The 10232-nt window shown below is 71.0% G+C and carries 13 protein-coding genes; 9 read left to right on the forward strand and 4 right to left on the reverse strand.

Going from position 1 to position 10232, the window contains the following annotated elements; genetic code table 11:
* The 4 genes from DSY14_RS24535 to DSY14_RS24550 form a co-directional block, all read left to right on the forward strand.
* On the forward strand, positions 1–376 hold a 376-nt coding region (locus tag DSY14_RS24535; protein WP_211718987.1), incomplete at its 5' end, for a WYL domain-containing protein.
* Positions 377–480: 104 nt separating this feature from the next.
* Complete coding sequence (locus DSY14_RS29330; RefSeq protein ID WP_211718988.1) at positions 481–939, forward strand: Clp protease N-terminal domain-containing protein; 459 nt, start codon at positions 481–483, stop codon at positions 937–939.
* Between the two features lie 79 nt (positions 940–1018).
* On the forward strand, positions 1019–1414 hold the full coding sequence (locus tag DSY14_RS24545) for a DUF2784 domain-containing protein (protein WP_211718989.1): 396 nt from the start codon (positions 1019–1021) through the stop codon (positions 1412–1414).
* Positions 1415–1517: 103 nt separating this feature from the next.
* The gene (locus DSY14_RS24550; protein ID WP_211718990.1) at positions 1518–2426 is read left to right on the forward strand and encodes a GNAT family N-acetyltransferase; all 909 of its coding nucleotides are present in this window, start codon (positions 1518–1520) and stop codon (positions 2424–2426) included.
* On the opposite strand, the gene DSY14_RS24555 is transcribed toward DSY14_RS24550, so the two are convergent.
* Positions 2404–3420, reverse strand: a complete 1017-nt coding sequence (locus DSY14_RS24555) for a Gfo/Idh/MocA family protein (protein ID WP_211718991.1) — start codon at positions 3418–3420, stop codon at positions 2404–2406. The genes DSY14_RS24550 and DSY14_RS24555 overlap by 23 nt on opposite strands.
* 108 nt (positions 3421–3528) lie before the next feature.
* Here DSY14_RS24555 and DSY14_RS24560 point away from each other — a divergent pair, with 108 nt between their 5' ends.
* Positions 3529–3921 carry a hypothetical protein gene (locus DSY14_RS24560; RefSeq protein WP_211718992.1) on the forward strand — a complete coding sequence of 131 codons (393 nt, stop codon included), beginning with the start codon at positions 3529–3531 and terminating at the stop codon, positions 3919–3921.
* A 28-nt stretch (positions 3922–3949) separates the two neighbouring features.
* Here DSY14_RS24560 and DSY14_RS24565 read toward each other — a convergent pair whose 3' ends face one another.
* The 3 genes from DSY14_RS24565 to DSY14_RS24575 are packed head-to-tail and all read right to left on the reverse strand — an operon-like array spanning position 3950 to position 7042.
* Positions 3950–4918 carry a DUF4097 family beta strand repeat-containing protein gene (locus tag DSY14_RS24565; protein WP_307851324.1) on the reverse strand — a complete coding sequence of 323 codons (969 nt, stop codon included), beginning with the start codon at positions 4916–4918 and terminating at the stop codon, positions 3950–3952.
* 46 nt (positions 4919–4964) lie between these two features.
* Positions 4965–5666, reverse strand: coding sequence for a response regulator transcription factor (locus tag DSY14_RS24570; protein WP_211718993.1), 702 nt, complete (start codon positions 5664–5666; stop codon positions 4965–4967).
* Complete coding sequence (locus tag DSY14_RS24575) at positions 5654–7042, reverse strand: sensor histidine kinase (RefSeq protein ID WP_374224051.1); 1389 nt, start codon at positions 7040–7042, stop codon at positions 5654–5656. The genes DSY14_RS24570 and DSY14_RS24575 overlap by 13 nt, the downstream gene beginning before the upstream one ends.
* 138 nt (positions 7043–7180) lie before the next feature.
* On the opposite strand from DSY14_RS24575, the gene DSY14_RS24580 reads away from it, so the two are divergent.
* The 4 genes from DSY14_RS24580 (at position 7181) to DSY14_RS24595 (ending at position 10128) form a co-directional block, all read left to right on the forward strand.
* A complete protein-coding gene (locus DSY14_RS24580) occupies positions 7181–8137 on the forward strand; it encodes a (2Fe-2S)-binding protein (RefSeq protein WP_307851325.1) in 957 nt (318 codons plus the stop codon).
* Between the two features lie 66 nt (positions 8138–8203).
* The gene (locus tag DSY14_RS24585) at positions 8204–8659 is read left to right on the forward strand and encodes a hypothetical protein (RefSeq protein WP_211718995.1); all 456 of its coding nucleotides are present in this window, start codon (positions 8204–8206) and stop codon (positions 8657–8659) included.
* An 83-nt stretch (positions 8660–8742) separates the two neighbouring features.
* Positions 8743–9192 carry a helix-turn-helix domain-containing protein gene (locus DSY14_RS24590; protein ID WP_211718996.1) on the forward strand — a complete coding sequence of 150 codons (450 nt, stop codon included), beginning with the start codon at positions 8743–8745 and terminating at the stop codon, positions 9190–9192.
* Positions 9193–9270: 78 nt separating this feature from the next.
* Positions 9271–10128, forward strand: a complete 858-nt coding sequence (locus DSY14_RS24595; RefSeq protein ID WP_211718997.1) for a class I SAM-dependent methyltransferase — start codon at positions 9271–9273, stop codon at positions 10126–10128.
* Positions 10129–10232: the final 104 nt, after the last annotated feature.

The following is a 10232-nucleotide window of genomic DNA, read 5'->3' on the forward strand; positions in this document are numbered from 1 at the left end:
GTCGTCCACCGCCTCGATCGGACCGAAGTGCGCGGCCGGCCCCCGCGTGCACCCGCGCGACCCACCCGAGAACGGGGTGGCCACTTACCTGGCCGAACGGCTCAACCTGCACATGTGGCCGATCAAGGCCCGCGTGCGGTTGGCGCTGCCCGCGCACGAGGCGTTGCGGGGACCGGCCGCGCACTTCGGTCCGATCGAGGCGGTGGACGACCACTCCTGCGTTCTGCTGTGCGCCGGCGACGACCTGGTGGGGATGGCCTGCCACCTGGCGATGCTGGACATGGACCTGGAGGTCGAGGAACCCGCGGAGCTGCGCGACGTGATGGCACGCCTGGGCGCACGGCTGTTGCACACCGGCACCACCCCACCCACCTGACCCCGATCGCCCACCGGTCCGGCGTCCGTCGTCTCGTACGGCACGTCTAGAGCCGGGGCCGGCGTGTTATCGATGAAGGTTCACCCCCGAACGTGGAGGCGGTCGTGCCCCAACACCCCCCTGCCGAACCCGAGCTCACCACCGCGGCCCTACGGGCCATGGAATTGGCCGGTGACGAGGCCCGCGCCCTGTACCACTCCTTTCTGGGCACCGAGCACCTGGTGATCGGTGTGGCCCGGCAGGCGGAGGAGGACGGGCGGCACACGGCCCTGGACCCGGCTCCGCACCTGCTGCGCAGGGAGGCGGTGCGCATCATCCCCCCGGGTCGGGATCCGCTCGAACAACCCCCGATCCCGACCCGGCGGGTGCGCGCGGTCCTGCGCACCGCAAGGGCGGAGGCGACGCGGTGCGGGCACCCGCACGTCGGTGTCCACCACCTGGTCCTGGGGCTGACCTCGGTCGGCGGCGGTGTGGCCCACGAAATGCTGCGGCGTCTGGACGTGGACGCGACCGGTGTCAGGGAACGGGCGTTCCTGCTCCTGACCGAGGACCGCGCGGCCTGAGCGCCTGAGTACTCGTACTCACCCGCACCGGGTAGGAGAACCGATGTAGGAACCCACCGTCCATCCCTAGGTTCGTCCCATGAACCACTTCGGCGTCCTCCTCATCGGCAACACGGCCATGGTCGCGCACTACCTCTTCTTCGCCTACGTCGTCTTCGGTGGGTTCGCGGCGCTGCGGTGGCCGCGCATGTTCTGGCCGCACCTGGGCGTGGCCGCCTACGCCTTGGGCATCGTCACGATCGGCTGGCCGTGCTTCCTGACCGACATCGAGAACTGGTCGCGGGTGGCCACCGGCCGGGAGGTGATGCCCCACGGGTTCATCGACTATCACCTGACCGGGGTGATCTATCCCGAGGACCAGCTGATGACCTCGCGGTTCGTCATCGCGGGCATCGTCGCGCTCTCCTACGCCGCCCTCGCCTGGAAGCTCTATCGCGCCCGCGCGGCGCAGCGGAAGAACACTCTGTCGCGGTGACGGTTCGCCTCCTCGAATGGGCGAACCGACCCACGTACCCACCCCAAAGAGGCTACGTTAAGGAGTCGTTTACTTCCTTAGAGTGATGAAAGTGGGCTTCCGCGTGCCCGAACAGACCCGAACTCTCAGCCCTGACCTGCGCGAACTCAACACCCCACCGACCGTGCGCCCGCTCGCCCACGGCTACCGGGTCGCCCGCTGGGACTCTCCGGCCTCACTCACCGAACCCTGCCGTACCCGCATGCTGACCATCCTGCGCGACCTGGCGGCGCGTTCCTTCGGCGCCGACCACTCCGACTACTGGCACAACCGTGACGAGGCCGGTTTCTTCGACCGGATCTCGTGCCTGGCGCTCATCCTGGACCCCGACGGGATCCCCGTGGGCTGGGGCGGCTACCACCGTCGCCGTTTCGCCTCCCGCCGCGCCCTCTACCTGGACGCCGCCGGAGTGGTGCCCGCTCACCGGAGGTTCGGTCTCTCCAGCGCCCTGATGATCCACTTCCTGGCCCGGGAGATCCTCACGCGCCCTTGGAGCAACACCTACGTCGTCCTGCGCACCCGCCACCCGGCCGTCTACTCGGGCTGGCACAAGGGACTGGGCCCGGCCCGCGTGCACCCCCGGCAGGACCGCCCCGTGCCCGCGACCATCGCGCGCATCGCCGCGGACGCGGCCGAGTGGCTCGGGGACGGCCCGCGCCTGGACCCGCGCACCCTGCTGGTCCGGGACGCCTACCGCATGTTCGAGGGACGCGTCTACGGTGTGCCGCCGCGCAGCGGCGACGCCGAACTGGACGCCTACTTCGCGGAGCAGGTCGGCCCCAAGGACGCGGTCCTGATGGTGGTCCGCATGGGTGCCCTGCCCCTGTCCAGGATCCTCCTGGGCCGGTTGTGGGGCGGCCCGTCGTCGACGTCCGCCGAGGAACGGCGGGGCGCGGCCCCGAGGGAGTCGACCGCGAGGGCCACCCCCACCAGAGCACGCGCCACCGGACTCATCCCAGGGGCACGGCCTTGACGGTGGGCCTGCTGTAGACCAGGGACCCCATGTCCCGGATCCGGTCCATGACCCCGGCCAGGCGCACGCTCTCCGACCACGGCATCCGTGGGCTCTCCCGCTCGCCCACGGCCAGGCGTCGCGCCACCTCCTCGGCCTCGTACTCGTAACCGTTGGCGCGGAAGGGCCGATGGAACCGTTCGGGTTCACGACCGTCCCGGTGCAGGACCAGGTCGGTGGCGGCCCAGAACCGTTCGATCTCGATCCGACCGCCCGTCCCGGCCAGGACGGCGCGCCCCGGCAGGGACGTGCGCGAGGAACAGTCCAGCGTGGCGCTCACCCCGTTCTCGCCGCGCACCAACATGGTCGTGTGGACGTCCACCATGTGGTCCGGTGACAGGCGACGGGTCGCCCCGACCACGGTCAGCTCGCCCAGGTACTGGGAGGCCAACGCCAACGGGTAGATGCCCAGGTCCAACAGTGCTCCACCGCCCAGGTCGGCGTTGAACAGTCGGTGGTCCGGGTCGTACGGAACGTTGATGCCGAAGTCCGCGGAGACCGCGGTCAGCTCGCCGATGGCTCCGTCGGCGACCAGGCCACGGGCCACCTCGTGCACGGGCAGGTACCGCGTCCACAGCGCCTCCATCAGGAAACGATCGTTGGCCCGGGCCGCCGCCACCATCTCGGTGACCTGGAGGGCGTTCATGGCCATGGGCTTTTCCACCAGCACGTGCTTGCCGGCGCCCAGCATCAGGAGCGTGACCGGGTGGTGCCAGGGGTGGGGCGTGGCCACGTAGACCACGTCGACGTCGGGGTCGCCCGCCAACGCCGCGTAGTCGGCGTGACGGTGGGGGATGTCCCAGGCGGCCCCGAACTCCTCGGAGCGCTCCGCCGTCCGGGAACCCACGGCCACCACCCGGGCGGAGGGGACGGCCCGCAGGCCTTCGAGGAAGGAGTGGGCGATGCCGCCGGTACCGACCACGCCCCAGCGCGGTCCACCGTTCTCTTGTGTCATGAGGGCATCCTAAAAACACGGTCATCTCCGGGGCCAGACGGAGAAGGTCCTCGGTTTCGGCCGCCGGAAAACGTACGGTGGCCGGGCAGGTACGTGAACGGAGGAGGAATGGCGTCCACACTCGCCCAGAGGTTGGGGGTGGGGTCCGGGGACAGGCTGCTCGTTCTCAACGCCCCCGACCGCTATCTTCGCCTGTTGAACCCCCCGCCCGACCTTCACATCGATCTGGGGCCCATCGAGGGCGCGGTGTACGACCACGTGCACCTGTTCGCGCTCGACCGGGGAACGGTGGACCGTGAGGGACCCGCGGTGCTGGCGGTCATGGGACCCGCCACCCTGCTGTGGGTGTGCTTCCCCCAACGCGGCGGCACGATCATCACCGACCTCACCTCGGAGAAGGGGTGGGACACCCTCATCGACGCCGGATGGCGCCCCGCCGCCCAGGAACCGATCGACTCGGACTGGGCGGCGTTGCGCTTCGAGAGGGGACCGTCCACCTGAGGTGGGCCGGGCCGCGGGCCCGGGCCACCTAGCGGATGCGCACCGACCCGCTGGTGGTGTCGACCTCGATCCGGCTGTCGGCGTCGGACGAGGTCTCCACGTCGATGTCACGGCTGCCCGAGGTCGACTCCCCACCGACGTCGTAGGTCCCCCGCGCCACCTCGGCCTCGACGCTGCCGCTGACGGTCTCCACCGTCATGAGCTCGAAGGGACTGTCGGTGGCGATCTCGACGCTGCCGGAGGTGGTGGAGGCCTCCAGGGTGGTGAACCCACCGCCCAGTTCCAGGGACCCGCTCACCGACGACGCCACGACCTCATCGGCCGTGAAGTCGTCGACCTCGACACGACCCGAGGTGGTGGAGACCTCCAGGCGGTCGCCCTCCCCCGAGACCTCGATGCCGCCGCTGGTGGTGCTCACGTCGGCCGAACCGGTGATGTCGGACAGCTCGATCGCCCCCGAGACGGTCTCGGCCACGACGGGTCCCGTGTGATCGGAGACCTCGACCGCTCCGCTGGTGGTGCCCACCGACAGTTCGGTGGACAGGTTCTCCACCGCCACGGAACCGCTGACCGTGGCCAGGGTGACGGTGACGTCCGCCGGGACCAGGATCGTGTAGTCGATGGCGCAGTTGGAGAAGAGCGCCAGACCGGTGCAGTCGCTGTCGATGCCCAACCGGTCACCGCCCTCGTCGATCCGTTCCTCGGGTTCGGACAGGGGCCCGCCTCGCAGGGTGCGTTCGACGACGATCTCGTCGCCGTCGGTGGAGTCGACCTCGATCCGCCCGCCGGTGCGGTTGTCGACGTGCAGCTCGGTCGCCCCACCGAAGGAGTCGGCCCGATCGCTCTGGTGGGCCACGATGTTGCCCAGCACGGAGACCGCGGTGATGACCACGAGGATCACCACGAGCACTCCGCCCAGGACCATCCACAGGCCCCATCGGAAGCGGCCCGGCTCCTTGCTGGACGAGGCGTACAACCCGCGCGCCCTGAAAGTCACGTCGTTCTCCTTTCGGAAGGACTGGCCCTCCTCGGTGTCGATGTCGTCAGTTCCTGGTCGAACCGCGCAGGTAGCGCAGTACCGCCAGGACACGACGGTGGTCGTGGTCGTCCTGACCCAGGTCGAGCTTGAGGAAGATCGACCTGATGTGTTTCTCCACGGCCCGTTCGGTGATGGTGAGCCGGTCGGCGATGCCCGCGTTGTTCAGCCCCTCCGCCATCACCTCCAGGACCTCGGTCTCGCGGGGGGTGAGCCGTTCCAGGGAACGGTCACGGTTGCGGCTCAGCAGTTGGGTGACGACCTCGGGGTCGATCGCGGCCCCGCCGTCGGCCACCCGGCGCAGGACGGTCATGAACTCCTCGATGTCGGCCACCCGGTCCTTGAGCAGGTAGCCGACCTTGAACGCTCCGGCGCCGAGCAGGTCGGCGGCGTAACGGTCGACCACGTGCTGGGACAACAGCAGCACGGCCACCTCGGGGTGGGTCTCGCGGATCTTCACCGCCGCCTGGATGCCCTCCTCCGAGTAGGTGGGCGGCATGCGGATGTCCACCAGACACAGGTCCACGTCCGGGTGCGCGTCCACCTCGGTGATGAGCGCGTCGGCGTCGCCCACCGACGCCACGACCTCCACCCCGGCGTCCTCCAGGAGTCGGGCCATGCCGCTGCGCAGCAACACCGAATCCTCGGCGATGATGACGCGCGTCCTCCGGGGCGTCGGGTCCTCGGTGCTCACGGTCAGGCCTCCCATGGAATCTCCGCTGTCAGTACGGTCCCGCCGCCCTCGGGGCTGTGGACGGTGAGGACGCCGTCGACGGCGTCCACCCGGTCCCACAGACCGTAGAGGCCGCTGCCCGCCTCGGGGTCGGCTCCGCCGACACCGTCGTCGGTGACGATGACGCGCAATAGGTCACCGCGTGAACCCGGGGCGCGGTCGGTCGCCACACGGACCTCGGTGGCCCCGGCGTGCTTGGCGACGTTGGTCAGCGCCTCGCTGACCACGTAGTAGGCGACGCCCTCGGCGCGGGAGGACGGGCGTTCGTCCAGGTCCAGCTCCAGGCGGACCGGCACGGGTGAGCGGCCCGCCGCCACCGGCAGCGCGGCGCCCAGACCGTGGTCGGTCAGGACACGAGGGTGCAGGCCGCGGGCCACCTGGCGAAGTTCGGTCATGACCTCCTTGGACTCGCGCTGTGCCTCGGTGATGAGTGCGCGCGCCCCCTCGGGGTCGTGGGCCAGGCGTGCGCGGGCCCGGGTCAGGGTCAACGTCAGGGCCAGAAGTCGCTGTTGCGCGCCGTCGTGGAGGTCGCGCTCGATGCGTCGACGTTCGGCCTCGGCGGCGTCCACCATGCGCTGGCGGCTGTCCTGGACGTGCAGGAGCCTGCGGCGCATACGCACCTCGGGTGCGTCGAACAGCAGGGAGCGCAGCAACAGCACTTCGGAGGAGACCACCGTGGGTGCGGCGCGCAGGCCCACCAGGACGACCACCGGACCCAGCAACACCAGGCCGAGCGGGCCCAGCAGGTCGACCGGGGTGGCCCCCTGGGCCAGGACGTACACCAGCCCGAACAGGGACCCCAGCGCGGCGGCTCCCCCACAGACCACCAGCGCCACCACCAGCCCGCCGGCCAGCAGGCCGTGGAGTCCGGCGGCGGTGCTGTAGACCACCATCGACCAGGACTCGCGCCCGAACACGAAGCTCCAGCCGCGCGTCCAGGCACCGGACCGGGCCAACGGGTCGAGGGGGCGGGTCTCCACGATCCCGAACACGTTGGCCAGACGTGCGCGCTGGGTGTAACAGGCCAGGCGCGCCACCAGGGTGGCGGCGACCGGGAGCAGCGCCACGAACACCAGGACGTCGACGGCGAGGAGCGGGAGGGGACGGTCCAGCCGCAGATCGCTGATGGGCAGGTACAGTCCCACCCCGACCCAGGTCGCCGACGTGACCAGCAACACGGCGGGGACCAGGTAGAACACCGACAGCGCCAGGGAGGTCATCAGGTGCAGGACCTCGACCAGACGCACGCGCCAGGTGGTGCTCCGGGCCTCGTCGAGGAAGGGGACGGAGACCGGGGTGCCCCACCGCCCCGCGATACCCGTGCCCGTCGGCGCTTCTCGTGTTCCGCTCACGGGGTCCAATCTAGGTTCGCGGGCCCCTGGGGCACGAGGTCATCAGCACGAGACCGGCCGGTGGTGCCAGCACCACCCCGCCGGCCCGGGGAGCATACTGGGGCCGGGACGGAGCGGCGGGAGAAGGGAGCGGTGTTCGTGGGAGACGTCGAGTGGGTCATCGAGGGGCACGGTCCGCGGCGGGTGGAACGGCGCCATTCGGTCTCCGCCACGGTCGCCTGCGCTCTGGCAGAACCACTCGATACCACGGCCGACGACGAACCGCTGCGGAGCCACGACCTCGTGGGGTCCGCGTTGGAACGCGCCGCGCGCCTGGTCGGGTTCACCCCGCACCCGGGCCTGGAGTACCGCCTGTGCGCCCACCGGGCCGACCATCATCCACCGTTGGCTCCGGTCCTGCGGGACATCGGCGGGATCAACATGTTCTTCGCCCTGGAACCGCACGGGCCCGCACCGGGGTGGGAGGCGGTGGTCCGCGGCGGCCTCACCGGTGCACCGTTGGCGGCCCGGGTGGAGGGGGTCCGCGCCCGGCTCGCCGCGCTCTTCGGTGGCCGCCCCGGTGACGTGGAGTGGCGTGTGGGCGCGTCCCTGTACCAGCAGGGGCTGGCCTCGCGGGTCCTCTCCCCCGTCCTGGCCGCGGCCGTGTGCCACGGGGTGCACCTCGAACCCGGGAACCTGTTCGTTCCCCTCGACGGCCCGACGGCGGTGCGCACCCTCGACACCGAGGCCCGCCCCCTGGATCCGACCGGCGAAGAGGAGGCCGCGGTGGGGCCGGTCGAGCGGGCGGTGGACGGGTTGGGTGTGGTCTCCGAGGCGCTGGTGGACCTGGGTCGCGTCGCTCCGGGCCTGTTGCGCGGCAACACCGCCTCCGCCCTGGCCGGGGCGGCCCGTTCCCTGGGAGGGGCCCGACCCGACCATCGGCGCCGCGCCGAAGAGGTGGTGCGTGTACTCCTGGAACGCCCCGCACTGGTGGGGACCGGCGCACTCGTCGGAACGGACGCCCACGGAAGCGCCACCTTCCGCCGCACCACGTGTTGCCTGTACCACCGGATCCCCGGGGGCGGACTGTGCGGGGACTGCGCCCTGCGACCCTGACCGGGTGCGTCGACGTCGCCTGCCGCGCCGAGGGCTGAGACCGTTCGGTGTGGGCATCAACAGGGGGTGACCTCTGAGAACGGTGGCCCCGGCGACTCCCCCCGCCCCGGGCCCAACCGCGACAACCTGTGGGGACCCCTGGCCTGCGCGGTGGCGGCCGCCGTACTGGCACCCGTGCTGGCCCTGTGTCTGCTGATGGTGCCGGCCCTGTTCGCCTTCGCCGGTGTGAGCCGAGGCCTGGGCGAGGTGTGGCCGTTGGCGCTCGCGGTGACGGCCATCGCGTTCCTTCTACTGTGGGGCTACAGCCGACTCCTGCGCTTCCTGGGAGAAGGCTCCCCCTGGCGCGTGGCACTGGTCAGTCTCGTGGTGGGGGTGGTGCTGGGCATGGTCTACCGACCGGGTTCGCTGGGCTACACCGACTGGACCCAGATCCCGACCGTGCTGTGGGCCTTCCTGGTGGTGTGGCTGCGGCTGACCGGCCGCGTGCGCATGCGCCGGGTCTCCCCTTCCGAGGCCGCCTGAGGTCCCGGACCTCCCCATGCCGCCCCTGGCTGCTCCGTTTTCGGTAACGTCGGGGTGGTTCAGGGATGTTCCGGGAGGTGGGCGTGGCCCAGCAGTACTATTCGGTCGATCAGGTCGCGGACCTGTTGGGCCTGCACGTGAAGACCGTACGCGCCTACGTGCGCGAGGGGCGCCTGACGGCCACCCGGATCGGCAAGCAGTACCGGATCCACCGCAGGGATCTGGCCGAGTTCACCGGTGGGGATCCCGCGCACGACCACGCGCCGAGCGGGCGCCCGCACGCGGAGGCCTCCACCGTGCTGCAGGTCGACGACGTGGACCCCACCACCGCCGATCGCCTGAGCACACTGATCACCGCCGCCACCACGGGGGTGTCCGCCGGCGGCGCGCCCGCCCAGTCCCAGGTCGTGTACGACACCGAACGGGGTCGGCTGCGGGTGGTCCTCGTCGGAGGGTTGGAGGAGACGACGCGGATGTTGGAGTTCGTCCGCGCCTTGCTCGGTGAGGACGAAAGACCCGAGCGTCTTACCTAGTGAACGGTTCATCTCAGGGAAAGAGACGTTCGGTGTAGGGTCGAGCCGCCCGACACCCGGACGGAAGGACGGTTCGCGATGGCCCGCTACACCCACGGCCAGCACCCCACGGTCACCGGTTCCTACCTGTGGCGCGACGCCGAGAACTCCGCGGCCTACGCCCTGCCGGAGATGCTCCCGGGGCGGTCCCTCCTCGACGTGGGGTGCGGCCCCGGTAGTATCACCGTCGACCTGGCCCGCAGGGTCGCCCCCGGTCCGGTCACCGCGGTGGACGCATCCCCCGAGGCCGTCGAGCAGGCCCGCGCCCTGGCCGTGGAGAAGGGCCTGAAGGACATCGAATTCCGGGTCGCGGACGTCCACGACCTGGACCTGCCCGACGACACCTTCGACGTGGTCCACGCCCACCAGGTCCTCCAGCACGTGGGCGATCCGGTACGGGCCTTGGCCGAGATGGGGCGGGTGGCCCGCCCCGGCGGGGTCGTGGCCGTATGCGATAGCGACTACCCAGCGATGTACTGGCATCCGCCGCTGCCGGAGCTGGACGCCTGGAGGGACCTGTACCTGCGGGTGGCCCGCGCCAACGGGGGCGAACCGGAGGCCGGGCGCCGCCTGCCCGCCTGGGCTCGCGCCGCCGGGTTCGAGGACGTCACCTACGTGGCCGAGGTGTGGAACCACTCCGACCCCGAACGTCGCACCTGGTGGGGCGGTATGTGGTCGCGGCGGATCCTGGAGTCGGACCTGGCCCGTCAGGCGGTGGACGAGGGGTTCGCCGACCGCGCCGAACTGGAGGAGATCTCCCGGGGGTGGAAGCGCTGGAGCGAGCACCCCGACGGTGTGTTCGTCCTTCCTCGCGGCGCCGTCCTGTGCCGTGTTCCCGAGCAGGGTCCCGGCGCCGTGCCGGGGGTTGAGGAACAGCGGAACGAAAACCCGCGCTAAGCCATGAAGGGTCGGCGCGCGGGCCCACATCGACCGGGATCGGCCGATTCGGCGAACAGCGGCCCGGCCCACCCACCCCGACATCACCCCGAGCAGGTCGGGGG

It is taken from the genome of Nocardiopsis sp. MG754419, from assembly GCF_018207095.1.
In the GTDB taxonomy this organism is placed as follows: domain Bacteria; phylum Actinomycetota; class Actinomycetes; order Streptosporangiales; family Streptosporangiaceae; genus Nocardiopsis.

Excerpts from the sequence above, each read along its gene's own strand:
- DSY14_RS24545 (WP_211718989.1), top strand. The coding sequence starts at position 1,019 with ATGAACCACTTCGGCGTCCTCCTCATCGGCAACACGGCCATGGTCGCG.
- DSY14_RS24555 (WP_211718991.1), bottom strand. The coding sequence starts at position 3,420 with ATGACACAAGAGAACGGTGGACCGCGCTGGGGCGTGGTCGGTACCGGC.
- DSY14_RS24560 (WP_211718992.1), top strand. The coding sequence starts at position 3,529 with ATGGCGTCCACACTCGCCCAGAGGTTGGGGGTGGGGTCCGGGGACAGG.
- DSY14_RS24570 (WP_211718993.1), bottom strand. The coding sequence starts at position 5,666 with ATGGGAGGCCTGACCGTGAGCACCGAGGACCCGACGCCCCGGAGGACG.
- DSY14_RS24595 (WP_211718997.1), top strand. The coding sequence starts at position 9,271 with ATGGCCCGCTACACCCACGGCCAGCACCCCACGGTCACCGGTTCCTAC.